Source organism: Mesorhizobium sp. M0106 (genome assembly GCF_040322715.1).
Lineage (GTDB): Bacteria > Pseudomonadota > Alphaproteobacteria > Rhizobiales > Rhizobiaceae > Mesorhizobium.
In genome coordinates this window covers 17,343-42,932 of record NZ_JAMYUA010000040.1, presented here as the reverse complement: position 1 = coordinate 42,932, position 25,590 = coordinate 17,343, and the positions used below count along the sequence as shown (strand labels likewise).

The 25,590-nt window shown below is 62.4% G+C and carries 16 protein-coding genes and 1 pseudogene; 12 read left to right on the top strand and 5 right to left on the bottom strand.

Going from position 1 to position 25,590, the window contains the following annotated elements; translation table 11 throughout:
• The first annotated feature begins 22 nt into the window (after window positions 1–22).
• Both NKJ55_RS27910 and NKJ55_RS27905 read left to right on the top strand, forming a co-directional pair.
• The gene (locus NKJ55_RS27910) at window positions 23–424 is read left to right on the top strand and encodes an SWIM zinc finger family protein (RefSeq protein WP_352452673.1); all 402 of its coding nucleotides are present in this window, start codon (window positions 23–25) and stop codon (window positions 422–424) included.
• Window positions 318–1,733: a hypothetical protein gene (locus tag NKJ55_RS27905; RefSeq protein WP_352452672.1), complete on the top strand. Its 1,416-nt coding sequence runs from the start codon at window positions 318–320 to the stop codon at window positions 1,731–1,733. The genes NKJ55_RS27910 and NKJ55_RS27905 overlap by 107 nt, the downstream gene beginning before the upstream one ends.
• A gap of 82 nt (window positions 1,734–1,815) precedes the next feature.
• Here the strand turns inward: NKJ55_RS27905 and NKJ55_RS27900 are convergent, their stop codons facing one another.
• The 4 genes and pseudogenes from NKJ55_RS27900 to NKJ55_RS27885 form a co-directional block, all read right to left on the bottom strand.
• Complete coding sequence (locus NKJ55_RS27900) at window positions 1,816–4,134, bottom strand: TOTE conflict system archaeo-eukaryotic primase domain-containing protein (RefSeq protein WP_352452671.1); 2,319 nt, start codon at window positions 4,132–4,134, stop codon at window positions 1,816–1,818.
• A 154-nt stretch (window positions 4,135–4,288) separates the two neighbouring features.
• Window positions 4,289–5,356 (bottom strand): TniQ family protein, encoded by a 1,068-nt coding sequence (locus tag NKJ55_RS27895; protein WP_023722827.1) that lies wholly within the window; start codon window positions 5,354–5,356, stop codon window positions 4,289–4,291.
• Window positions 5,357–5,361: 5 nt separating this feature from the next.
• Window positions 5,362–6,241 (bottom strand): annotated as a pseudogene (locus NKJ55_RS27890) (TniB family NTP-binding protein).
• Between the two features lie 7 nt (window positions 6,242–6,248).
• On the bottom strand, window positions 6,249–7,901 hold the full coding sequence (locus NKJ55_RS27885) for a TnsB C-terminal domain-containing protein (protein ID WP_502904519.1): 1,653 nt from the start codon (window positions 7,899–7,901) through the stop codon (window positions 6,249–6,251).
• Window positions 7,902–8,024: 123 nt separating this feature from the next.
• Here NKJ55_RS27885 and NKJ55_RS27880 point away from each other — a divergent pair, with 123 nt between their 5' ends.
• The 10 genes from NKJ55_RS27880 (at window position 8,025) to NKJ55_RS27835 (ending at window position 23,977) form a co-directional block, all read left to right on the top strand.
• Window positions 8,025–9,104: an RHE_PE00001 family protein gene (locus NKJ55_RS27880; RefSeq protein ID WP_352452670.1), complete on the top strand. Its 1,080-nt coding sequence runs from the start codon at window positions 8,025–8,027 to the stop codon at window positions 9,102–9,104.
• A gap of 92 nt (window positions 9,105–9,196) precedes the next feature.
• Window positions 9,197–9,874: an XRE family transcriptional regulator gene (locus tag NKJ55_RS27875; RefSeq protein ID WP_352452669.1), complete on the top strand. Its 678-nt coding sequence runs from the start codon at window positions 9,197–9,199 to the stop codon at window positions 9,872–9,874.
• On the top strand, window positions 9,875–10,483 hold the full coding sequence (locus NKJ55_RS27870) for an RES family NAD+ phosphorylase (RefSeq protein ID WP_352452668.1): 609 nt from the start codon (window positions 9,875–9,877) through the stop codon (window positions 10,481–10,483).
• 351 nt (window positions 10,484–10,834) lie between these two features.
• Complete coding sequence (locus NKJ55_RS27865; protein ID WP_352452667.1) at window positions 10,835–12,313, top strand: protein adenylyltransferase SelO; 1,479 nt, start codon at window positions 10,835–10,837, stop codon at window positions 12,311–12,313.
• A 521-nt stretch (window positions 12,314–12,834) separates the two neighbouring features.
• Window positions 12,835–14,118, top strand: a complete 1,284-nt coding sequence (locus tag NKJ55_RS27860; RefSeq protein WP_352452666.1) for an SIR2 family protein — start codon at window positions 12,835–12,837, stop codon at window positions 14,116–14,118.
• Window positions 14,118–14,648: a hypothetical protein gene (locus NKJ55_RS27855; RefSeq protein WP_352452665.1), complete on the top strand. Its 531-nt coding sequence runs from the start codon at window positions 14,118–14,120 to the stop codon at window positions 14,646–14,648. The genes NKJ55_RS27860 and NKJ55_RS27855 overlap by 1 nt, the downstream gene beginning before the upstream one ends.
• A complete protein-coding gene (locus NKJ55_RS27850; protein WP_352452664.1) occupies window positions 14,645–16,690 on the top strand; it encodes an ATP-binding protein in 2,046 nt (681 codons plus the stop codon). The genes NKJ55_RS27855 and NKJ55_RS27850 overlap by 4 nt, the downstream gene beginning before the upstream one ends.
• The gene (locus NKJ55_RS27845) at window positions 16,687–19,005 is read left to right on the top strand and encodes an nSTAND3 domain-containing NTPase (protein WP_352452663.1); all 2,319 of its coding nucleotides are present in this window, start codon (window positions 16,687–16,689) and stop codon (window positions 19,003–19,005) included. The genes NKJ55_RS27850 and NKJ55_RS27845 overlap by 4 nt, the downstream gene beginning before the upstream one ends.
• A gap of 46 nt (window positions 19,006–19,051) precedes the next feature.
• On the top strand, window positions 19,052–23,041 hold the full coding sequence (locus tag NKJ55_RS27840) for an nSTAND3 domain-containing NTPase (RefSeq protein ID WP_352452662.1): 3,990 nt from the start codon (window positions 19,052–19,054) through the stop codon (window positions 23,039–23,041).
• Between the two features lie 417 nt (window positions 23,042–23,458).
• Window positions 23,459–23,977: a hypothetical protein gene (locus NKJ55_RS27835; protein ID WP_352452661.1), complete on the top strand. Its 519-nt coding sequence runs from the start codon at window positions 23,459–23,461 to the stop codon at window positions 23,975–23,977.
• 452 nt (window positions 23,978–24,429) lie between these two features.
• On the opposite strand, the gene NKJ55_RS27830 is transcribed toward NKJ55_RS27835, so the two are convergent.
• Entirely contained in the window at window positions 24,430–25,320 is an 891-nt protein-coding gene (locus NKJ55_RS27830) for a hypothetical protein (RefSeq protein ID WP_352452660.1), read from the bottom strand.
• Between the last annotated feature and the right edge of the window lie 270 nt (window positions 25,321–25,590).

Genomic DNA, 25,590 nt, shown 5'->3' with positions numbered 1-25,590 from the left:
GCAGCGGGGTGTTTCCGAACTCGTGCGCCGCGGCGATGTCCTGACCGCGCAGGTCGAAGGCAGCGAATTCGCGCCTTACGTCGTGACGGTCCGGCTCCGCGAAGGCGGCGTCGCCCACACGCGCGGCGTGACCGAGACACGCTGCTCCTGCCCCTACGACTGGGGCGGCGCCTGCAAGCATGTCGTCGCCGTGCTCCTGAAGTTTGTTGCCAAGCCGGGCGAGGTCGTGGAAAGGCTTCCGCTCGCGGACATGCTCCGGGACCTCGATCGGGCGGCGCTGGCGGCGCTGCTGATCAGCCGCCGAGGAGGATCCGGGCTTGGTGCTCTGGCTCGAGGCGGAACTGGCCGTCGGCGCGCCGGACGGATTTTTGGCGGGTGCGCGCCGCACCGCCGTCGATCCGAAACCGATCAGACGGCAGGCTGAGGCGCTGCTGTCGGGGCGCAATTCCCGAAGACGCGGCTGGAGCGACGATGTCCCCGCGGTCGACGAGGACGGCGTCGCGGCGCTGATCGACAAGGCGAGGCCTTTCCTCGAGGCGGGTGACGGTCGCAACGCCCTCGCCATTTTGGAGCCGGTCACCGAGGCCCTGGTGCCCGCATGGCTCGAACAGGCCGACTGGGACGAAACGCTGCACGAGTTTTTTCCCGTGCTCGGCCAACTGATCGCCGAGGCGGTCCTGATGAGCGATCTCGCACCTGGCGAACGCGACGACCTGATGGCGCGGCTCGACGTCTGGCAGGGCGAACTCGACGGCTACGGCCTCGACGACCATCTGCAGGTCGCGATCGATGCGCTCGAACAGGGCTGGGATGAGATCGGTCTTGCGGACGTGATGGCCGGCCGGGGACGAACCTGGCCGCTCTCGGGCCAGGGCGACTGGATCATGGAGCGGCTGACGGAAGCCCGGCTGCGGGTGCTCGATATCGGCGGGCGGGCGGAGGAATTTCTCAACCTCGCCAGAGCGGCGGGACGGCATGGCGATCATGCCGCGATGCTCGTGCGGCTGGCACGTGTCGCGGAAGCTGCCGCTTATGCCCGGAAACAGTTTCGCTCCGCTGAAGAGGTTCTGCTGCTCTCACAGGTCTTGAAGGAGGCGGGACAGATCGACGAGGCGCTGGAACTGGCCGAATGGGGTCTGACGCTGAAGGCGGAAGAGGACCGCCCCTATGGGATTGTCGGTCTCGCGCGCTGGCTGCGCGATTGCGCCGCCGCGCTGGCCAGGAGAGAACCCGCATTGACGGCGGCGGGCGCCGCTTTCGAGCACAGTCTGTCGCTCGATGATTTTCGGGCGGCCGAGACCCTGGCCGGACCGGAATGGACGGCGATGCGCGCCCGCCTTCTCGCGAAGCTGGCGGCGGCGAAACACGCTCACGACCGGACCGAGATTTTCCTGAACGAAGGCAGGATCGACGAGGCGGTGCGGTCCGTCGACGTCGAGAACGTTTTGCGCAATCCGTCCAATACGGTTCTTATGCGCCTCGCCGAGGCGGCGCACGCCAGCCATCCCGACTGGGTTATCGATGTCTGCGAGCGCATGGCCGTCAACGTCATGGATTCGGGCCAGGCCGGATTCTACGAACTGGCGGCGCAGTGGCTGGAAAAGGCGGTGCTCGCCTATGATGCGGCGGGCCGGTTCGACGACTGGATCGAAAGGATCGACAAGCTTATCGAAAAACACCGGCGCAAGCACAAGCTCAAGCCGCTGCTCCAAGCGTTGCGCCCGGGCGCATAGGCATGGCCGGACGGCCTTGGAGAGCCAAACAGCCATATCGTCGCACGAACGCGGCAACATCGTCGATAGACCCTGACCGACGCTATTCCAGACGGTAGCCAAGGGTCCGATATCCGGTCCGCCGCTTCGCGGCCATACGCGCCAGAACCTGCACGGCCCCGTCGACATAATCATAGACGAGAACGTCGGACTTGCCCTGATGTTCGCGATGCAGGCGCCCGACATACTGGGCGAGCGTCCCCTTCCACGAGATCGGCATGGTCAGGAACAGCGTGTCGAGCCGGTGGTCGTCAAAGCCTTCTCCGAGATAGCGGCCTGTCGCCAGAATGAGCCGTTCCTGATCGTCCGATACGCGAAGGGCAGCCTCGGCCGCATTGCGGTCAGCAGCCTTCATGCCGCCGCGCAGGACCACGAGATTGCGAGCAAACTTGGCAAATCGCGCCTGCAAGCGTTCGAGATGATCCCGCCGTTCGGTCAGCACGACCGGCGACCGACCCGCTTCCAGCGCCTTCAGCACGTCGTCGAAGATCAGATCGTTGCGGGGCTCGTCCACAGCAAGCGCGGCATAGATTGCTGGCATCGAGGGGCGTTCCATGTTCGCAAGGGAAAGCGGAAGCTGGAATGTGGTCGGTCGTTCCAGGACACGGTGGCTCAATGTGCTTTCGATTGCCTGGTGGCGCGCACTCGCGCGATACCGGACCGGTCCGCATTGCATGAAGATGATCGGATGGTGCCCGTCCTTGCGCGCGACAGTCGCCGACAGGCCGATGACGTATTTCGCCTTGGCGCGCCGCGCCACCAGCTCGAAGCTTGCTGCGGACAGATGATGGCACTCGTCTACGACGAGATGGCCGTAGTCGGCCACCAGATCCGAAACCTCGCCGCGCCGGACCAGGCTCTGGATAAGCGCAATATCGATGATGCCCGTCGGCTTGCGGCGCCCACCGCCGATGATGCCGATATGCTGCGGGTCAATTGCGAGGAAGGCTTTAAGACGCTCGATCCATTGAGTGAGCAGTTCGCGACGGTGCACGAGGATCAGCGTGTTGCGGGCGCGCTGCGCGATCAGTGCCGCGGTGACGACCGTCTTGCCGAATGCCGTGGCGGCAGCTAGCACGCCAAAGTCGTGCGCCGCCAGCGCTTCATTGGCTTCGACCTGCCTGCCCCTCAGCGCGCCGAGAAACCGTGTGCCTTCGGGAAGCGAAGTTCCCGATTCCCGGCGATCCTCCAGGTCGATGTCACCGCCGTGGTTCCGGATCAGGTCGATCACCTCGTCCAGACAGCCGCGCGGCAGCCCGACATGACTCGGATGCACCTCCGCGCAGGAAATGATCCGGGGCTTGCCGAAGGTCGACAGGCGCATGGCCTGGGCGCGATAGAACTCCGGATTCTGGAAAGCAGCCAACCGAACGAGCCGCGCCACCATGGTGGCGGGCAAGCCGGCGCGTTCGACATAGGCCTGATCCGCGAGCACGATCTTGATTCGGTCCGGCAGCGGCTCGGTGACTGCGATCGGAGCACGCCTGGAAGGCGTCATCCGCCAGGGCTCATCCGCTGCTTCATCCTCGACCGGCAGTCGCACGCCGAGCACGCGGCCCCGCATCTCCGCCTCGTCTACCAAGCGGCTCACCGCGTCGGCGGGCAGAAGCGGCAATGACGACAGGAACGCCCACTGGTCGGCAAAGGGACGCAGATCTCGATCGACAAAGACGCTGTTGCCCTGTTTCCGCGCGCGCCGCTGCAGCGGAAGGGCGATGAGATTTCCGAACCCGCCAACCGGCATGGTGTCCTGGCTTGGAAAGAAGCGGTCGTAAGAAGCAAAGCCGATTTCCGGGCGTCGCTCCATGGTCTCGGTCACGAGGAGGGAGCCGAGCTGTCGCGCGGTGCGCGCCGGGATCGGTTCGGAGAAGAAAATCCAGAGATGCCCGCCATTGCCGGACCGCGACCGCTCGAGCGCGGAATCAATGCCCTTGGCATCGCAAGTTTCCATCATGGCGATTGCATCCGCGGACCAACTCTCGCCGTCGAAATCAGCCGCCAGGAACCAGCAGGTTTCGTCAAGCAGCAGCGGGTAGACCCCGGCAACGAAGTTCTCGGAGCCGCGTCGCGACCCGGTCGCGCCACGCAGATGGTTTTCAATTACGTCGTCGGAGACCGGAATGAAGGCCTGACGTGGACATTCGCCACATTTTACCCGCGGCTTGCCGCAGATTCCCTTCACCCACTCATTGGCGCAGGCCGGCGCATAGCCCGACCGCCCCGCCTTCCTGTTTTCCCAGCGGACCGGATGCACGTCCGATCGGCCAGCAAATAGGCGGCGGAACAGAGCAATTTTGTCTACCGCCGTTGACGCATTGGTGACCGGCGCGGCTTCGGCGAAAGGCGCGGACAGGTCCGCCAAGGGGAGCAGTGCCTGTGGCTGATCAAGCTCGACAAGTCTTGCTTCAAGGGCTCGTCGCTCCGCAGCCAGCGATCCCAGGCGGGCACGGATACGGTCAATCTCATCGTCTCTTTCAAAATCGCATTTCGACACAGCCTGAACCACTGTCTGTCAATCAAACGCCAGATATGTCAGCTCGGCCTCCAACAGGCCGATATGCTCTGGTACCATGACCACCTAACTGCCGTTCTCTAACACGTCGATAAGCGCCAATCAGGGCAGAAAGATCGACGCCCTGGATATCAATCGTCCTTTGGGGAGCTTCGTCCTCGATCATGACACGCTTGCGCATCCACTGGCAGAGCGGTTGCAAGGCTGCAGCAAGGCTACCGGCGGCGAGAATGCGCTGACGCCAGAAGATGATTTCGAAAGCCTCCGTCCCGGCCGTCAGATGATCGTGACATTCTTCTGCTATTTGGTCGAAACAGCGGATGCGCGCGGCTGAAGATAGGTTGATCAGCGTCCTGGCCGAGCCGGGATCAACGGCCGTCGGAAGGCTGAGGAGTCGCGCGATCAGCGAACTCTTTGCGAGAAAGCCCTTGGCGGCCTCCATGCGGAGCATGTCATGAAGGCAGCGCTCGAAACGCCGCGTTGCCGCTTTCACGCTGACTTTCGCGGCTGTTCTCAGGTCGAAATGGCAAGTGGCGCAATGATGCTGCGGAATAAGGCCCGATTGATTAAATGCTGCAGTGCCGCTGCCGCAAGACGGACACCGGTCACGCAGCCCGCAGCCGTGCATCGGGCAGGAGATACTGCTCGCCATCCGCCACCGCCGGCGGAAGTAAGGCGCCAAATCGGAGGTGAGGCACTGAGGGCAGAATTGCAGCCAGGTCGAGCGCCCTCGGTGGCCGGTCTGGCGCAGTGGTAGCAGGAGGCGCGTGCGCTCATCCTGCGCAAGGGTCATTGCAGCCAAAGTGTCTCGCGCAACTCCGGAATAGTGATGAAGCAGGCGCGCCGCGCCATCCGGCAGCGCAAGATCGAGCCGCGCCGACCACATGCCGCCGTCTATCCCGAAAACGTCGGCAAAATGGCGCGGTGCGATGCCATTGGCGAACGCCAGGCGATTGAGCCAGCTCGATAGCAGCTCATCCGCTTGCGGCACGACCACGACTGGCCAGCGGTCGGAATGAATCTCCCGGTAGTGCGACTGCACTTCGATCGCGAACTCGGCCGTGCCGGTCATAGCCGCTATAGCAGGGCTTCGCGCACCGGCGCCTGACGACGGGCCGAGAGTGGAATGTGGCCTAACCGATCGATCATCGCCATCGAGATGCACTCGGCGCCGGATCGGACGGCGACCACCGCCGCCTTGGTGAGGATGGCGACGACCTCGCCGATCAGGCCCTCCGAGAGCGAAAAGATCTTGCGCGCCATTTCTTCCTCCGACAGGTCGGAGCTTTTGGCGAGCGGCAGGGCCGCCTCGAGACTGTCGAGGAGCGCCAGATATTCTTCGCCATAGCGCCACCGCGGGACCGCGCACAGCTCGAACCGGCTCGCCATTTCATCGGTCGCATTGATAAAGTCATAGACGGCGACCTCACCGATCAGCACCGGCGAGATGTCGTGAATCCGGCCAAGCCGACGCAGGAAGGCGAAGATCGCCTCGACGTCGCGGGTGCGGCCGCGTAACGCGTTGTGGAATTCGTCGAAGATCAGGATTCGGGGCGCGAGGCTGGCGAGCAAGTGATCGAGTTGCGCAGCCTTCCGACCAACATCGCGGACGTTGCCGATCGGCGCTTTCAGCGCCTGAAGGACGCTGGCATAGAAATGGGCAAGCCCCGCGCCCTCGTGGGTTTGCACGATCCAGACCCGTTGCGTCGGAGACATCCTCAAATGCTCGATTGCGAATCGCTCGGCGACCATCGTCTTGCCGTTGGCGTAAGGACCAATCAGCATCAGGCCGCCGGTGCGCAGTGCAGCCGGACGGGAAAGCAAGTCGGCCAACCGCTCATGAGCGTCCAGCGCCGCGTGATGGCCGAATCCAGCGCGGCGAGCGGATGAAGGCGATCCGCTCCTCGATGTTTCCATCGAGATAGGGCCGTACATGGTCGAGAAGATGATCGGCCATTCACGCGCTACCATTCTTCGATCGGCAGCCGCCGCTTTTGACGCACCGGGTGCTCCACCGGGGCCGGCGGCACCGGCGCCATTGCCTCATAAGGCTTGGAAGCTCCCGCCGCATGGCCAGCGCGAACGGCGTTGCGCAATTCCGTCTTCTTGTGCTTGGCGGTTCCGGCAACGGACGCAATCTCACGGCGGAGCTGGACCTTCTCGACATTCGACCGGGCATTCGCCATCCGGCGGTTGGCGCGGTCGCTTTCGTGCTCCCACAGGGTGACCGGCGTCAAAATCCCGTCACGGCGCCGGACCGAGCGAAAGGCGACACCTGCGGGGTCGCGGACATAGACATGACTGATGTCGCGCGGATCGTAACGAATCTCCAGCTTGCCCAACCGGTCGCGTTCGGGAACGAACGAACCGAGCCATGGCGCGTAATAGAACAGGGCAAACATGCTGATGCCTTGCGGCGTCAGGCGCCGTTCGGCACCCGGCAGAAACGTCAGCAGGACGTCATGCGCGTCGTCATTGAAGCGCGGATTATCCACCGCGTGTGCCTGCCACTCGGCAAGCGGCACTTTTAGCGTCTTGGCGTTCTCCTGGAGATTGTGATCGACGACAGCAAGCGCGACGCAACGCTCGAGATCGGCAAAGCTCAGGCAAGCACGTTTCTCAGACGGATATTCGTCACGGTCGGCCACCGATCGTCCGGTCGATCCCGGGTGCGTAGCAAGCACGGCATTGAGCTTGCCCAGCAGACGCTCGACCACACCACCCTGATGGACGCGGCCGCGGTCACGATATCGGATGCCGATGCCGTATTCCTCGCAGCCGCGCTGAAACGCCCGCCCCTTGAACTCCTTGGCCGAGTCCGTGACGAGTCGGCGTGGTCGGCCGAGCATTGGCCAGTCATGGTCAAGGCCGCGTGCGGCCATCCACTGCTCCTTCGGGCACATTGCGTGCGCAAGACAGAGTGCGACGGAGAGGGAAGACGGCTTTTCCAGGGACAGGCAGAAACCCAGAATGCAGCGCGAGAACACGTCGGTGAGGATGGTCAGGTAGGCGCGGCCGACGAAAATGCCGGCACCGTCGACCACCTCGACGAAGTTGATGTCGGTCGGCGTGTGATCGATCTGACAGACGTCGAGCGGGCGCGGGGCATGGATATAGCCCGGCCGCGGCTTGAGGCGACGAAGGTGCTTCGGGTTGGCTGACCGCCCCTTGGCAATCTCTTCCGGCGTGAACAAAGCCGGGATGCGGCGCGCGGCGGCAATGTAGGACGGCGGTCGAAGGCCGGCCTCCTCGCAACGCGCGCGGATTTCGGCGACGACAGGGGCAAGCGGCGGCGCTTCCAGAACAAGCCACTGCTCGCGCAATGTCGCAGCAATGATTTCCTCGATCTTCGACGGCAACCGCTTCCGGCGTGTGTTGCCCGTTTTCGGCAAGAGCACCGTTACTGTTCGGTCGTCACGATAGCGCGCCAGGAGATTGTAGATCTGACGGGTCGACAACTGCAGCTCAGCCGCTACGCGAGCAATCGCCGATCGGCGCGGCGCGGAACCATCGAGGACCTTGTCGAGTTCGCTCGCTATCCGCCGCGCCTGCGACCAGTGGTCGTCGGTCGCAGTTCGGGACGCGGCCGAAGGCCCCTTTTGCACCAGCTTCTGCAAGGCGGCACCCCATGATTGAAATTCTTAGCGAGAAATCAGTCGCGCAATACCACCCAAAGCCAACGCGGATATGACATTCGCAGGATTGAAATCCGCAAGTAAAAGCCACAGCCGGTTTCCCGCGTGACCGAAGCCTTGGCGCGGCTCGACGAGCGGCTGGCTCATTCCCCCGTCCGCGACGGCTTTGTCGAGCGCCAGCATTTTGGCGATGCGGCCGCAGCACTTTGGCTCGAGGGTGAACTCGTGCACCTCGAGGACCTTGTCCTGCACGACGCCCACATGGACATCCGCACGCCGACCCACGAACTCACCCGGGCGCATGCCGTGCTGCGCGCCCGCCGGCGCATTTTTGCGCAAAAACCGGACTGGGCGCTCAGCCGGGAAGGTTTTTTGGCCCTGACCGGTCGCGGCGGCGTGACGCCGGCATCGGGACAAAAAAGCCGGGAAGGGGAGGGGGCTGGAAGCAGCACCGTTGAAACCGACGGTCGGGATGACGCTGAGGACGATCTGCTGGCCGAAGAATTTGCCGAGATCGATGCCGTTCTGGCCCGCTCATCCAGGATTCTGAGTGGCGCCGACGTGCCGGCTCGAAAGGAGGAAACGTCACGACGTGACCGGCCGGAGCCGCAAAACGGCCTGATCTACGATCTCGACTGGAATGAAGAAGAACGGCTGGCCGAATGGCAGGACGTTATCGACAGGACGCGGGATCTGCCGGTCGTCCTGAGCGGCGCGATCCTGCTCGAGGCCTGGACCGACATCGAGGTGCTGCAGCATGCCGCCTGGCTCGGGCCGCTGTTTTGCGCCGCGCTGCTGCGCCAGGAGGATCTTTCCGCCCACCATCTCGCCTGTCTGCATCTCGGCGCCAAAAACATTCCGCGCGAGCGGCGGCGGGCACGCAATCGGTCCGACCGGTTGCTGGCCTCCGTCGATGCAATCCACGACGCCGCGCTTGCGGGATTGAAGCAGCACGACCGGCTGGTGCTGGCAAAAAGCCAGATGGAGCGAAAACTCCGCGACCGCCGCGCCAGTTCGAAACTGCCGGACCTCATCGAGCTGGTGCTGTCGCGGCCACTCGTCTCGGCTGGCATGATCCAGGAGCGGCTAAAAGTGACAAAACAGGGGGCGCTCAATCTTGTCGGCGAGCTCGGCCTGCGCGAGATGACGGGCAGGGGAAGGTTTCGCGCCTGGGGAATTGTTTAATGCGCAGCCATTCTCCACTGGCTTTACGAAATTATCGAACTTGACGAACTTGCGCTCTGTAACCATATTGGTGACAGCAGGAGGTTTTCATCATGGCCGCTCCAAAGCGCAGCAATCATGGCGGGTCCGCGTCGCAGGCGGGAGTCGCCGCCCTGAGCTTCACGACAAAGCTGCCGGCACAGGCAGACTTCAAGAAGGTGCTGCTCGAACGCTATCAGGAAGCGATCGCACGCAGCCGCAAGATCGGCCACCGCGTCTCGTTCCGGGTAGAGGTCGATCCGGCGGCCGATGCGCAGACGATCACGCCGGTCGAGGAGCAACCGATCGATACCTTTCCCGTCGAGGACACCGGCAAGCCCGATGCCGAACTCGAGGCGGCGCTTGCCACAGCGCGCGCGCGTGGCCGCAAGCGTGTTGCCGAAATTGTCGCCGGCGAAGACATGCTGAGCGCGGATGCCTTTGCCAAGCTGATCGGCACGTCGCGGGTGACGGTCAACGCCAAGCGGCAAAGCGGACAGGTGCTCGGGATCGATGGCGCCAAGCGCGGATTCCGCTTTCCTGTCTGGCAACTCGACAAGGACGGTCGTCCCTTCGGCGCATTGCCGGCGCTCCACGAGACTCTCGGCAACAGTGCCTGGGCCGTCTATCGGTTTCTGGCGTCGCGCCACGGCGCCCTTGATGGCCGGACGGGCCTTAGAGCCCTTCAGCAAGGCGATGATGCCGCGGTGTTGGCCGCAGCGGAGGGTATGGCCAGGGGCGATTTCGACTGAATGCCCGGCGTTCCTCCTCCACCCGATTTCGGGCGTGCAAAGCTCGAAATCGAGACCATATCGCCGGGACGGACATTCGGCCGGATCTACTGGAGCACTTATCGCGATCCGCTGGGACACGGGAAGTCGCCGAGCCGATTCAGCGATCCTCGACGCCGCGTTGACGCCAATCGGTTTGGTGTTCTCTATCTCGGTGACTCCCTGAAGGTGTGCTTCCTCGAGACCGTGCTCCGCGACCGCCGCGAAGGAATCCTTGACGATCTTCCGGTGGAGGAGGTGGAACTGACCCGACGGCGCTTTGCGGAGATCGCGACCACGGCGGACCTACGCCTGGTCGACCTCAGAGGCGACAATGCCGTTCGGATGGGTGTGCCGACCGATGTCATTCGGGCACAGCGCCAGAACTTGGCACGCCGGTGGTCGCTAGCGTTTCACGAGCACCCATCTCAGCTTGACGGAATCATTTACCCCTCGCGCCTCAACGGCGGGACCAATCTCGCCATCTACGACCGGGCGATACCGAAGCTTCAAGCGAAGCGCGTTTTGACACTTCTCGGCGCGCCAGGGCTGGCTCAGGTTCTGGAGGATTTCAGGGTGGGGTTAGTGTGAATATGCAGCTCGTATCCCTTGGCGAAGATGGCTGTAGTGCCAGAAGCGTCCACTAAGCCGGAGCAACGGAACGACTGGTGTGGGGGCCGAAAGCAGTCAGGCGGCTTAAGGCTACCGATTCGCGAAGACCAGACGTTCGCTGGCGCGAGAAGCGTCGTGGCCGTTCCGCTCGAAGAGACTACTTGCCCGAAGGCACTGACACATCCATTTCTGGCACGTAGCTGGACATGAAGTTCGAGCATCGCCACATCAGCATACGGACCGGCAGTCTGATGGCACTATTGTCATTGATAACAACCTTTGCGACCGACGAAGCGTCTCGCGACTGCCGTTGATGTTTGAGGAGTGTGAATGACGGTACGCTTTGCATTTGACAACAGCTATTCTCGGCTGCCGAGCTCGTTTTATGCGCGTGTTTCCCCGACCCCGGTCTCCGCACCGCACCTCCTCAAGCTTAACCAGGAGCTGGCCGTCCAGCTCGGGCTCAACCCGGTAGAACTCGCCACGCAGGCGGGTGTTGAGATTCTTGCCGGCAAACGGATTCCCGAAGGTGCCGAGCCGATCGCTACCGCCTATGCCGGACACCAGTTCGGCCAGTTCGTGCCGCAGCTCGGCGACGGAAGGGCAATCCTGCTAGGCGAGATCGTCGATCAGGAAGGAGTGCGCCGGGATATCCAGCTAAAGGGCTCCGGCCGAACACCGTTTTCCCGCGGCGGCGACGGGCGGGCGGCGCTTGGCCCCGTTCTGCGCGAGTACATTGTCAGCGAGGCCATGGCGGCTCTTGGCATTCCGACCACTCGGGCGCTTGCTGCGGTCATGACGGGTGATGAGGTGATACGAGAAACCTACCTGCCAGGCGCAGTGCTGACACGGGTTGCATCCAGCCACATGCGGATCGGAACCTTCGAATTCTTCGCGGCGCGCGGGGACGTGGATGCGGTGAGGGCTCTCGCTGATCACGCGATCGCCCGGCACTACCCGGATGCCGCGGGTGCTGCTCGCCCCTACCTGGCACTGCTGGAAAGTGCGATTGCGCGCCAAGCGAACCTCGTAGCGCAGTGGCTGCTCGTCGGCTTCATTCACGGGGTTATGAACACCGACAACATGTCTATCGCCGGCGAGACGATTGACTATGGCCCCTGCGCTTTTCTGGACGTCTACAATCCCAAGACCGTATTCAGCTCGATCGACCAGTTAGGTCGGTACGCTTATGCCAATCAGCCTGGGATCGCCCAGTGGAACCTGACGCGGCTGGCGGAGTGTCTGCTGCCCCTCCTGGCTGAGGATCAGGACAAATCCGTGGAGCAGGCCCAAGAGGCGCTTTCTGCCTTCGCAGCACGGTTCAGCGACGCGTATAATAGTGGCTTGCGTAGCAAGTTGGGACTTTTGTCGGAGCGGGAGGGCGATCTTGCGCTGACGCAGGATCTTCTCGATCGGATGGTCGCTGGCAAGGCGGACTTCACCCTGACTTTCCGACGCCTGAGCGAGGCCGCTATGGGACCCGAAGGCGACGTCGCGGTGCGCAGCCTCTTCGAAGACCCTGCCCCATATGACGACTGGGCCGAGCGCTGGCGCAAACGGCTCGGGCAAGAGCCGCAGGAAGGTTCAGCGCGCCGGGCTTCCATGCAGCGCGTCAATCCGGCCGTTATCCCGCGCAACCACCGCGTTGAGGCGGTCATCGAGGCCGCCGTGGAGAAACAGGAGTTCGGACCGTTCGAGGACCTTCTGACCGTGCTCGGCAAGCCATACGAAGTCCAGCCAGGCTTCGCGAGCTATGCCGAGCCACCACCGCGCGATGGCCGCGTCTATAAGACCTTTTGTGGGACCTGAACCTGAGGGTCGTTGCGAAGAGATGCGTTGGATGACGAAAAAGAGCGCTCGATCGCGCGAGCGACGTTCCGGCTAGCATTCCAAGGTTTGCGCTCCGGTATCGCAGGATCGTGCTGGAAATGTCCCATCGTGCTTCTCCTTCGGGCACCATTGGCCGGAAGGGAAGCGAAAGGGGAATATTCGGCAGCTACGGGGCCGGGAGCCGACTGTCTCGTTTCGAATTGATTCGGTGCATAGCTGCCGTTCAGGTCATCTACTTCGAATCGCCTCAGCAATCAACGTGGTGCAGCTTTCAGATTTTCACTTTGAGAGGCAAACTGATATGTACCTCTCTACACGCCGTGCATCGGGGTTGTAGGGGGAGAAATTTGAGATGACAGTAAAGCTGCCGGCTCGGCCGCCCGTTCGGATCGAACATCTCGGCGACTTAACGCGCCAGCAGCGAAGCCAGCAGGTCGGCGAGCTAGTTCTCGGCGGAGGCTTGCTTGACGCCTGAGACAATCACTCGACTTCTAGCCTCAATGAACGCCGGCCGCCTTTTGGTGGTCTGCGGCGCCGGGCTATCGATGGCGCCACCCAGCAGCCTGCCGTCTGCCCGCACTGTCGCCGAGCGCTGCTTCGACAAATATCGTCTTGAATCAAACCCGAACTGCGACCTTGCTCTTCGGGACAATCTTGAGGCTCTCGCCGAGCACTTCGCGGGCCTCAATACCCTGCAATCGATCTTCATCGAACATCTGGTGCCCTGGCCCGCCTTCGTGCGGCCTTCGAATACCGGACATGCCGCAATAGCCGATTTTCTCATCATTCGCGCCGCCGTTGCCGGCATATCGAGCAACTACGACACGCTTATCGAGCGGCGGGCATGGGACTATGGCGCGGACTTCCGCGGTTCGCTCGACGGCGACGAAGCTACCGTCGATGCGGTCCGTCAGGCGCCCCTGCTGAAATTCCATGGCTGCTCCCATCGTGACCGGCCGTCCACGGTGTGGGCACCTTCGCAGCTCGACGACCCGACAATATCGGCTCGCATAGCACGGAGCAAAGTATGGATGGCCGCCAACCTTCGACAGAAGGACCTGCTCGTCGTCGGCTTCTGGTCGGACTGGGAATACCTCAACGCTGTGATCGGCGAAGCGCTGATCGACGTGCAGCCGCTGTCCGTAACGGTGATCGACCTTTCGCCAACGAATGCGCTGGAGCAGAAGGCACCGCAGCTCTGGGAGATAGCGCACGCGCAGAACGTGACGTTCGAGCATGTCCAAGAGTCCGGGGCCGTGGCGCTCGACGACCTTCGTCGCGCATTCTCATCGAACTACATTCGTCAGGTCCTGGACGCCGGACGGGCCGCATTCGAGCAAGCCACCGGAGCCCACTGCGACCCGGCTTGGCTAGACGTCGGAAATTTCGATAGCGAGGCCCTTTATGGTCTGAGGCGGGATGCCGAAGGCGTCTCGGCGGCGGAGCCGGCCAAGCTGCTTCGCCCGGCGAATCCAGAGGCCTTGGGCTTCTTCCACTTGCTGCTCCGTCAGGCGGGGGCAGTTCAACGCGCCGACGGTTATGAGCTGAACGGCCGGACCATTCGCCTCATAAACGGGGCACAATCCGTCCTCGGGACGCTACGCGGAAAGTTCGTCGAGCCGCCCGCTGCGATGCGGTCCGACATTGTTGTCGCGGTAGGTGCGACCGACCTGGGCGTCCCCGACAACGTCGTCCGGAGCGGCCGCGCAGGCGATGTTATTCGTCCAGACCCGGCGGGCGAGTGGTTCGATCTCCCTGCGGCAAGAGCGGTGTTGGGCATCTGATGGACATCTTCACTCAAGCCGAAATCCTCCTTCGCGACGCCCAGTACGAAACCTGGACGTGGACTGGCTCGGCCGGCCCCGTGAGCTGTTTCGAAAACGCAGCGCTGATGGGGTTCGTCCACGTCTTCGACACTGCAGATACTCTCCTCGGCACCTGGAAGGAGATGCAGCAAGGCTCGCTCACCCGCCACGCCGCTTCGTTGCGCGGCGCAGGAGCGAAGGCGTGGAACGTCTATTCGGTCTTTCTCACCCCAGATCAGGATGCGCGCCGAGGGCGCGAGATCGAGCGCATTGAAGAGGATTTCTCTCTGACCCGAAAGATCGCCAGGGCCTCGATCACCACACCCGATGACGTTGAGAAGGCGCTCCTACCGCTGCTGTCCATCCGTTCCAAGCCGCTGCTCGGCGCGTCCAATTTCGAAACGAGACTGCGCACCAGGCTGAAGGACCTTCCTCCGGACGCCGTTACCGCGTTTCTCAACGAGGCCACGCCAGCAGAGGTCGCTCGAATTTTGGGAGCGACATCGTGAGGCTCGATTGCATCGAAGTATGCGGCTTTCGTGGTTTCAGGGATCTCGTCCGGATCAAGTTCGGACGAGGCTTCACAGTCATCACCGGCCGGAACGGCGTGGGCAAGAGTACGCTGTGCGATGCAGTCGAGTTCGCGATCACGGGCTCCATTGATAAATACGCCGTCGAGAAGGCGGCGAAGGAAAGCCTCAGCGATTACCTTTGGTGGCGAGGCGAAGGCGTTCCTGAAGCCCACTACGTCACCGCCTCGTTCGTCGACGACGATGGGAAGCCGTTCACCATCACGCGCACGCGTGAATCGGGGGCTGATCGCTCGGCGGAAGAAATCCACGCCGCGCTCTGCCGCGCACCTGCGCCGGACGACGCGCTCCGGCAGCTTACCCGGACATCGATCATCCGCGACGAATGGATCGCCGCGCTCAGTCTGGACCTCACCGAAACGGAGCGATTCGATCTCGTCCGGTCGGCGCTCGGTGCTTTGGAAGGCTCGGAGGCGGGTAGCAAAGCCAAGGAGGTCGTGGCGGCCGCCGAAGCCGCTCACTCTAGAGACGAGGCCGCCTATGAGGCTGCCCGTTCGCGGCTGGCGGACAGGTTAACGCAGCAGTCTGAGACACAAGCCTCCCTTAGCCGATCCGGAGATGTTTCCGCCGCGCTCCAGGTGATCGCCGCCGCGGCGCCGGATGGGCCGCCCGAGCTGACGGCGCGGCTGGCTGCAGGTCGAAACGCGCTCGCGAACGGACGAACTCGATTGGGCCGAATGGGCGAAGCGCTTCAACTCGGTCGCGAGGTCGCGGCGGCGCAGGCGGCCTACAACGCTCCGGAGGCTGTTGCCAAACGCGAGACCGCGTCGGCGACGCACGAAACGGCGCAGCGCGAGCATCAGGCTACGCAGCAAGCCGTCTCGGAAGCCGAACAACGCCTCGTGCGCGAGGAAGAGACGGACGCGATCGCAGCGTCGCTGAGCCTTCTCGTCGAACACGGTGAGCGCCTCGGTCTGCACGACGAACACTGCCCGCTATGCGCAGCCCACCGAACCTCGGACGAGTTTGCCGCCGGTCTGGCCGCGGCGCGGCGACGGATTACATCACTGGCTTCGGGTGTTCAGGCCGCTCGCGATGCTCTCGCCACCGCGAAAGAGAACGCGCGGCAACCCAGCCTCGCGTTCCAGGCCGCCGCCGCAGCAGTTCAAACTGATGCGGACGAGCTGCGCCAGCTGCGCGATCAGGAAGCGGCACATGTGGACTTCTACACTCAGTGGGGGCTCGATCACCGCTTCATCCAGGATCCTGACGGGCTGGAGCGGGCCATTTCTCCCGAACGCGACCGGTTGATCGACCTCGAGCGTGCGCTCCTCGTGCTGGAGGCCTCGCAAGCGGTGTCGCGGATGTCGTCGATCGAAACCAACATTTCGGCCCTGCGAGCTGAAATTGAGAAACTGGCCAGAGCGGTCAGCCAATCGCAGAATGCCGTCACGGCAGCTCGCGAAATCGAACGGTCCGTCAGGCGCGTGAGCGCGGAAATCATCGATGAGCGGCTCGCTCAGATCAGTCCTCTGCTCAACGAGCTCTATCAGCGCCTGCGACCGCATGCCGACTGGCGAACGATCGACTACAGCATCCGCGGCGACGTCCGGCGTTTTCTGAGCCTCAAGGTGGGGGACGGTCTGAACCCGCAATTTGTCTTCAGCAGCGGCCAGCGTCGCGCAGCAGGTCTAGCCTTCCTTCTCTCGGTCCATCTTGCGCGGGCGTGGACACCACTCAGGTCCCTTCTGCTCGACGACCCCGTTCAGCACATCGACGATTTCAGGGCTCTTCACCTAGTCGAAGTGCTCGCCGCTCTCCGCTCGGACGGGCGCCAAATAATCTGCGCAGTCGAAGACCCCGCGCTGGCCGATCTGCTGTGCCGGCGCTTGGTGAGCACCTCGACGGAGGGAGGCCGGCGTCTCGACATCGACCTTGGACCGCTCGGCGCCACAAGCGTGGTCATTGACCAGGAAATCCATCCGATGCCGGTCGGTGTTCTACGTGTCGCCACCGCATGACGGCCGAGAGCGCGCAAATCGAACTTCCGGCGCCGCGCGAGCGTCGAGGGCACGGCCCTTGGAGCGATCTGGCGCTCCATACCATCGGCTGGCGCGCGTTTCAGGATCTTTGCTCGCAGGTATGCGAGGTCGTGCTCGGCCGGCCCGTGGAAATCTTCCGCGAAGCCCAGGACGGCGGCCAGGACGCGGTCTTCCTCATCCCCTCGGGAACCGACGCACCGCCCATCGGCACGGTCCAGTGCAAGCATACCTCCGATGCCATGAAGGCCTTGAAGGTCAGCGTTCTCACCGCCGAGCTTGAGAATGTCGAGGAACTGGTCAAAGCCGGTCAGGCTGACACCTACGCCTTCATGACGAACATGAGCGTGGATGCGCCTGTCGCGGCGGCGATGCGTGCCAGGCTTCGGGCGCTCGGCGTGCGTAAGCCGCACATTCTTGGTCGCCAGTATATCGTCCGGGTCATCCGGACCAGCGCGCGCCTGCGGGCCCTCGTCCCGCAGGTCTACGGCCTGGGGGACCTCACCTCGATCGTGGACGAGCGGCTAAGCGAGCAAAGCCGGGCGCTGCTTGACAGCTGGATTCCAAAGCTTCGCACCTATGTGCCAACAAAAGCCCATCGCGACGCCGTCAACGCGATCTCCGCCCATGGCGTCGTGCTATTGCTGGGCAATCCCTCAAGCGGCAAATCAGCGATTGGCGCGATCGTCTCGACAATAGCTTCGGAAAATCCGGACAACACCGTTCTTGCTTTGACCAGTCCCCGCGACTTCGAGGCCGGATGGAATCCTAACGATCCCGGCCGGTTCTTCTGGATCGACGACGCCTTCGGCTCGAATGTGCTACGCGACGACTACGTGCAGGACTGGGCGTCGGCATTCTCCAAGCTGCGGGCCGCGATCAAGCACGGCAACCGCTTTCTCCTGACCTCCCGCAAGCATATCTATGAAGCGGCGCGGCGTCGGCTCGGACAGCGCAACCTTGCCCAATTCGCTGATGGCAGCGCCGTAGTCGATGTTGGCGAGCTGACGTTCGAAGAAAAGACGCAGATTCTCTATAACCATGTGAATTTCGGCGAGCAGAGCCAGAGCTGGCGATCGAGCGTCAAGCCACACCTAGCCGCAGTCGCCGCCGTTCGCGACTTTCTTCCGGGGATTGCCGAACGTCTTGGTGACCCGAACTTCACCAAGGGGCTCGCGCCCCGCGAAAGCTCGCTCGTGCGCTTCATGGAAGAGCCGACAGAGCATCTGATTGATACGGTCAACGCCTTGGATGATCAGCTGCAAGCCGCGTTCATCCTGGTTTACGTCCATCAAGCTGGCTTCGATCCCAGCGACCATGATGTGTTGGCTGCCCAGGCGGTCGCGGAGCTGACAGGGTACACGATCACTAAGATTCAGGATTGTTTCGCTGAGTTGAAGGGCTCGTTCCTGAAACTCTCCGGATCAAAATGGACCTTCGCTCATCCGACGATCTCCGACGCCCTGACGGAGATCCTGCGCCAGAAGCCGCATATGATGGCGGCGCTCATACGGGGCGCCACGATCGACACCATTCTCAGCAGTTTCACGTGCGAGGGCTCGCCTCTCATTCGAGACGCACTTGTCATCCCAACGTCGCTCGACGACGCTCTGGTCGCCCGGCTCGGCCACACCCCCGATGAATGGCACCGCAATTGGATGCTATTCCACTTCCTGTCGTATCGGGCGAGCGGGCCCGTGTTCGCCAAAGCGGTCCAGCAATTTCCAAATTTACTGCGACGGTCCTGCTGGCGAACCGAGCTCGCCGGCAACGATCCCCAGATCGCAGCCTACGCCCGAGCCCACCACCTCGGCGTCTTGCCGGACGATCTGCGCTCGGAGGCAGCCGACACCCTGGAATCCGCCGTGCTCACGAACCTAGATGCTTCCTTCTTCGAAGAACCAGAGATGCTAGCGCTCGTACCGCCGCTGAGACTGATCGGCATGGGGTTGGCACTGCGAACAACTGTGCTTCCTTCGCTCGAAGAGCGGATCGACGAGATCGTCGCCGACGCTGACTTGGACGAGGAGCCTGTCAGCCACTTCAAGAAGCTTCTTGGCGTGCTCGATCACATTGAGGCGATCGGTGTCGACGCGGACGCCGCGGCGCTGATCGACGACGTGCGCAATCAGGTGAAGCGGTCAGTCAAGGGACTGGAAGAGCGCAAGCGCGAGCGGGAGGAAGGCTTGGGAGACGAAGCGGATTGGACGCACATCGTGACGCAAAAGAAGGAGGAAGCTCCGGCTCCCACTCCGGTCGCCACGAAGCGCTCGGTGTTCGACGATGTCGACAAATAGTCGTGGAGATACCAAGCGATTGCGCTTCAACCCGTCGGACCCGCCCTTGACCAATAGCGCGGACGCAAAACGTCTCCTACGAGGCGCCGCCGCCGCTCAAGCGGGTTTCGACTATCAGCTCGACGTCTCGATCCTCGCTGCCCTGCAACTCCTCCTCATCTCCAAGGCGGCTACGCGCCTCGTACTCGAGCCAGCGAACGAGGAGGATTTGGAAGCGGATCTGGAGCCCCACGTGCCAGGACGCCTACAACCCAGAGCGACCGTCGCAGGCGGGTACAGGCTTGTCGTCCAAGTCAAAATGGACAACGGCGAACCCTGGTCGGTCGAGGACTTCGAAGCCCTGCTCAAGCACGGCTCCGACAAAACGGGGGGGCGCCGAAAAGCACTGCATCATCTCGACGAGCCGAACACTCGCTATCTGCTCGTCACCAATGCCGACGTAAAGGGCGTCGCGCGTGGACTGCTGGTCGAAGGCTTCGAAGAGGTCTCCGATAAGGCAAGCTTTCCGTCGAGCCTGCACGCCACATTGAAAACGTCGCCCGAAGGCCGTGTCGCGATCTGGGGCAAGCTCACCGAGAAACAGCTCGCATCCGATATCCGAGCGCTAATGTCGGACCTGTTGCACGTTCCCAAGGTCGAGCAGTTAAATCTCCTCCAAAAGCTGCGTCTCGAAGCCAGGCGGCGGACCCGAGGCAGCACGCCCGGTCTATGGACGAGCGATGACCTTCTCGCAACGGTGCGGGCGCACGGCGGGTTCTTGGCCAGCTCTGCCAGCCTCGAGCATTTCGTGCCCCCTGCGAACTTTGACGAGATGCTCAAGGTCCTGAACGACAAGAACGCAGTTGTCATTCGGGGACCCTCGGGCACAGGCAAGACGCAGGCAGCGCTCAAGCTATGCGATATCGCGCGTCGGCGTAATGGTGTGCTGGAGGTCGTCACTGTTGGGGCGGACGATGCGCCGACGAGCGTGCGTAAGGTCGTCAACAATGGACCGACACTCTTCTATGTCGATGATCCATGGGGCCAATTCAGCCTACGCGGGGGCAGCGAAGCTTGGACTGAGCAGTTGCCACGCCTCCTTGCCAAGGCTACGCCGGATCATCAGTTCGTCATCACGTCCCGCAGCGACATGATGCAGAGCGCCAAGGTCAGCGGCAGCCTCAACGCGTGGTCGGTCGAGCTGGATGCGGGCCAGTACCGGGACGGTCAACTTCGCGACATTCATGATAACCGCATGGATCAGCTACCGGCCGCTCTGCAGACCAAGGCGTATGCGTTTCGCAACGGGGTGCTCGACAGGCTTGGCACGCCGCTTGAGATCGAGCTGTACTTCGCGCATATGCAAACCGGCCCCGATGTCGGCGAAGAAGACCATGTCTTCTTTCGCCGGCTGCTCGAACTGGCGCAGCGCGATGCGGTGGAAGGTGTTGTCTTCAGAGCCCTATCGTCGATCGACACTTGCGGCACGTCAGCCATCGTTTGGGCGCTGCTGGCGGCACGCGGTCAATTCGACCGCAGCCGACTCCACCCTCTCCAGCGCGCGCTACGCGGGCTTGATCGCGCACTCGGCGACGGCCTAGACCGTCTTATAGACCGCATGGTCGCGGCCCGCCATTTGCGTCAGCCGGCCCGCACCATCGCCTTTGCTCATCCCAGCGTCCGACAAGGGTTTGAAGCCTTCGCCAGGGACAACTGGGGCCAGAGCGAGTTTGCGATCGAGACTCTTATCGCCGCGCTCGTGCAGTTGCCGTCAGCGCATCGCGGTTGGGGCTTGGAAACGGCAGCTCGAATTTTTGAAGTGACCCGGTCGTTCGCTCGCCGAGAGGACGTTGAGCGAACCTTCGACATTGACTCCGGCAGCCACGAAGCGATCGATGCCTGGTTGGACGAAAGCCTGATGGATCCGGCTTCCAAGTTCCCACCTTTGCTGGAGCTGGCGTCGGAGGTGGGCAGCGATGCGTCCATACCGAGCCGCGTCGCGCGATGGCTGTTGAAAGGGACGCAGCGGGGTGCTTCGTTCTTCATCCGTAACTGGCAGCCACCGACCTTTGACGATGCCTGGTACGATATCGTGTCCGCGAACCCAGTCGCAGCCAAAATCGCCGACCGATTTATTCGCCAGGTGCTTGGTTTCGACCGAGGGAACTATGGAACGGGCTTCGCCAAGCGGCTCGATCGGTTGGCACCCAACCTGACCGCCGCCTATCTCGAGGCCGCGCGCCAGATGGTCGGCAACGGCTTCGAGCTCAATGCCGACGCCGTCGCGGCCGGCGCCGTGCGCGACCTAGATGGATTTGAGAGCGTCGTGCGGGCTGCGCTGCATGACCTCGCGAGCATCCACCGTCAGCACGTTCAGAGCGGCCGGGAGGAGTGGCGCGCGATCGAGGATGGCGAACGCGATCATGCCGTCGAAGAGGCCGCGCAGTCGCGCCATGAAGGCGACGGTTACACATCCGGCGTCTTCATCGACGCCTACATCCGCCAGCTCCGCAAAGAGGGTCGCTGGCAGGTCCTCGCCAACCATCCGCGCGTTGGGGAACTGGTCCGTGCCTGGGCGCAGGCCCTCCTGACGTCCCCCGCGTCGGCGGGTGAAGACGAGCTTTGGGCCATTCTCGCTGTGGGCAAAGGCCTGGATGAGGAGCCGTATGTCTGGGCGGCAGTGCGAGAGCACTGGCGCGCATCGCTGGAGCCTGTGCTTGCGGTGCGGATCGGCTCTGTCCTCTCTGACGTGGATCTGCGTGACGAACTTGCGCTCACAGCTTTGAAAGTCGCGCCAAATGCACTGGTCGCCGCGTTCCAGGTGAATGGCGAGCAGCCTGATCGACAAGTCACCCTGCTCACAGCCATGCAGCGCGCCCGCCGGCGCCTTGGGAAAGACAGTCACGCCAAGCTTAGGCGCATCACTGGTGCACTTCCAAATGAGCTCGGGGAAATCCTAAACGCACTTCCCACCACCAAGCGGAAAGCTCGCCGGGTCAACGGACCGGCGCTCGCGCTCCTGGCGGGCTGTGCATCGCAACTTGATGCGGAGGCGCTTGATCTCGTGGTGCCGGTAATCATCGAAAGCAGAGGCGACGCCTCGCCAGCGATTGCTCAGTGGCTGACGATTGCCAGCCGCAAGGAGCATGCCGTCAGTGCAACTGAGGCGGCGATTGCAATTGGCGATACCGCCCTTGTTCAAGCGGCGCTGCGGCACCAGCGCGCGGATGCGCGCCGTGCGGCACTACTTCATCTGGCGCCGACATTCCCGGATCCTTTGCCGCCTGCACTCCTCGCCATGGCATCCGATCCCGGCAGCCGCGTTCGCCGCGCTCTAGTCGCTCTGCTCGCAGAACGGCCGCATCCGGATCACCTCAACACGCTGTTGGCTTTGATCCACGACACTTGGTCGAGCGCCGAGCCGTATCACGACGAGCCAGAAAGCTTTGATATCGCGCAGGAAGCCGTCGTTGCCCTTGCCGCCAACGGTTCCTTATCCGATGCGATCGGCGATACGCTTATCGATCTTGCCAATACGACCGTCGACCGAACGCTCAGCCAATACGCCCTGATTGTCGCAGCGCATTGCTGCAGCGCTGGAATCCAGCAGAAGATCTGGAACCTCGTCAACATCCCGGAAGCGCGCTGGATCCGGCTCGACGCCCTTGATGCCTTGGCCGATGCAGAGTCCGTGGACCCAAGTATTGTCGGGCGTCTGACACCCGCGTTTCTACTTAGGTCCCCGGCAATCCTCGCGGCGCCAGCGGCTCATCTCGTCGGCGCCCATGCCTCGGCGGAAACTGCTCTTAAAATCTTCGAGCGGGTCGCCAGTTCGAACAAGCGACGCGCTCTGCTGCTCGTCGGGGCTAACGCCCTGGCCAGGCGTGACCGGACCACTGCCGAGCGAATTATTGATCTGTTGGAACCCGATCATCCTGGGCGTCAATTGTTGGCAACGGTCGAACCTCTCCCCGCCTCCATACTGGACGATCTTGGCAAGATTCAACTACGAGAGGCTGTCCGAAAGCGGCTAGGTGATCGCATTGCTGGCTCTTGACCTCTGAGCATCCAAGTCTGCAGCATCGAGTTCGACGTCGCTTCCTACCTCGACTGAGCGCGCGCGAGAGGAATATCGATGCCTGCCAAAATCAAGCGGCGCGAGCGTCCGCTTCTGGCATGCGGGCCGGCCGTCTCTGCCGACCGAAGTGAAGGCGCCAAGTTGCCGTGGCAACTCAGATGCCTGCTTCTGGAAAGCGTCATCATAGCGGCAGCAACCGAATGGGGCGAAGCGCCGACGTCCCGACTTCCCAAATAGTTGCCTGATGCACGTAATCTAGTCTTCTTGCTCACCAGTGCTCCCCACACTGTCGTGCCTTGGAGGGTGGCCAACGTAACTCTTAAGATAAGTGCCAAGATCTGCATTTCCGCGCCAATGGCCCTCGATCCACCGGTCGGGGCCTAGGGAGGGTTTTAAGTGCTTCCGAACGTAGTGCAGCTGATGTTCACGGTGCGTGGCGTTTGCGCCGGCAGGGGCGGCACCATGAACTCCGGGCCTGATGTGACACTGATGCCACTTTGCCTCTGGCGCGCCGACGCCGCATTCTGCCGCAAGTCGCAGTACCCGTTTGTCGGTATCGCGAGTTCGCCGGTCTATAAGGCCGGGTTGGTTGATCAGGCAAAGGAACTTCTCAACCAAAAGGAGGCCAGCGTAAATGCTCGCGAACTTTTCATCGGACGGAAGAATGTCCTCACCGAATGTTACGTGGTCCGAGCCCCGTTGAAATGCGGCCTGCCATGCCACAGCGATCCTGCCATTTTGTTCAGCGATGGCATTGACCGTTACTCGGCCATCACCTGCTCGTTCTTGGCAGGCGAACGCGATACGCCTTTCCCTAATCACAGTTTCAATAAAGGTTCGAGGGGCAGGAAGGCGCGCGTTTGCGCTAAATCCGCTGCCTGGCGGATCAGCCCTGCGCATTTCCAGAGCCATTGATGTCAGGGCCGAACATTCTAGGAATTGTGAGGCGGCCAATGCTCGCTGACTCTGCTCATCACCCATTCTGAAAAGCCTAGCCGCTAATGGGGTCATTCAACCTCTCCACAGTCAATTCATTGCCCGCACTTAGGCGTCGTCAGTGTCACACGAAGCTCCGATGTTGTGAAGATTTTGATGGTTGGCAAGCGTGGCTGCTTTGGGGAACCATTGGAGCCAACCAAATAACCGCAATGCGGCGCAACGCCGACATGCCGGAAAGGGGCCGGTTCCAGACTGTCCGCTTCAGGCACCGAGGGTGGGATAGCTGCCATTCGTCGCGAGGCACATAGAACGCCTGCTTCCGGCCCAAGATTGACAACGGAAAATCACTGCCTCTTTGGATGCAGATGGACGTGGCGCATTCTCATCCGGAAAACAAGGATGGTCTTTCGTTCGCCGCCCACCGCGCGTCAGTGCTTGACTCCCATTCGAGCGCGCAGCGTCGCTGTGACGTGATCCTCGTGCGGCTCAACGAAATCGATCGCGTAACTATTCCTCGATTGAAGGCTGATCGTCATCCAGTTCTCGCCACCTACTAGGACGCGAGTGACAAGCTCGGCGACCTGACTGGCCTGCTGAACAGTCGCCGGATCGAGTTTGAAATCGTCATCGAGCAGCGTGCGGACGTCCCATAGGGGTACGGTCCCATGGTCGACGGGGCTGCGTCGCATCGCTCCCGTAAGGATACCTCCATCGATAGCGCAGGACAGCGAAGACATCTTCAAGAAACTCAACCGAGGGTCAGGACGCGCAAGATCGGCAGCAACAGTCGCGATATGCAGAGCAGCTAACCCAGCCTCGGGGGTACTCCATTGCTCAGAACGCTCGCGTAGGCGCCCGATGGTGTGATCGGAAAGGTAAACAGATGGGACGACATCAAAAGCGTCGCGCTTGCTGCGCTTCGTTGTGAAGGTGGCGCATAGCGCAGTTACTCCGCTTTCGTGCTCCAGCCCTTCAAGCGGATGGCTGCCATGCACCAGCATGCGCAGATCGAATATCGATCTCTGCCGGCTGCCTTCCGAAAATAGCGCGATGCGAAAACCACGATCAAAGGGAGAGAGGCGCTCCATACGAGTAGCGGCGGCATCAAGAAGCTTTACCCGTCGCGGCGGCGATCCTTCATCCATGAACGCGTGACGTAGCGCCACTTGCGCATCGCGCCACGTCGTCGCCTTGCCGCCGGGATCGAGCATAGGCGCGCCTATCCTCTCTCGTCGAGCAATCTCGTAAGCCAGATTTTTCGCGTAGATGCGCGCTTCGGTACTCAGTTTGCCAGGCGACTGTCTCATGACGGCATCCATAGCGCATTCCCACCATTTGGGTATAGGCGAGCGGATCTTGGCTCGGCGGGATCGAGAGGCGACACTGCGGAGCGGGGCGGATAGCGCGCACGTCGCGCGAATAAAAACAGAGCGCCCCGTCGCTGGGACGCCCTCATGTCGGCCTTCGTTGAAGCGAGTAGCCATGGGGAGTTCCTCTCGTTGAAGGAACTTCATCGTCTGATAGCAGCCTTTACCTGCTCACGGACGATGATTTACCGCAGCCCCACAACTAGGCGACCCTCCCGCGGA

Excerpts from the sequence above, each read along its gene's own strand:
- NKJ55_RS27875 (WP_352452669.1), top strand. The coding sequence starts at position 9,197 with ATGGCCGCTCCAAAGCGCAGCAATCATGGCGGGTCCGCGTCGCAGGCG.
- NKJ55_RS27895 (WP_023722827.1), bottom strand. The coding sequence starts at position 5,356 with ATGACCGGCACGGCCGAGTTCGCGATCGAAGTGCAGTCGCACTACCGG.
- NKJ55_RS27860 (WP_352452666.1), top strand. The coding sequence starts at position 12,835 with ATGAACGCCGGCCGCCTTTTGGTGGTCTGCGGCGCCGGGCTATCGATG.
- NKJ55_RS27855 (WP_352452665.1), top strand. The coding sequence starts at position 14,118 with ATGGACATCTTCACTCAAGCCGAAATCCTCCTTCGCGACGCCCAGTAC.
- NKJ55_RS27845 (WP_352452663.1), top strand. The coding sequence starts at position 16,687 with ATGACGGCCGAGAGCGCGCAAATCGAACTTCCGGCGCCGCGCGAGCGT.
- NKJ55_RS27870 (WP_352452668.1), top strand. The coding sequence starts at position 9,875 with ATGCCCGGCGTTCCTCCTCCACCCGATTTCGGGCGTGCAAAGCTCGAA.
- NKJ55_RS27830 (WP_352452660.1), bottom strand. The coding sequence starts at position 25,320 with ATGGATGCCGTCATGAGACAGTCGCCTGGCAAACTGAGTACCGAAGCG.
- NKJ55_RS27865 (WP_352452667.1), top strand. The coding sequence starts at position 10,835 with ATGACGGTACGCTTTGCATTTGACAACAGCTATTCTCGGCTGCCGAGC.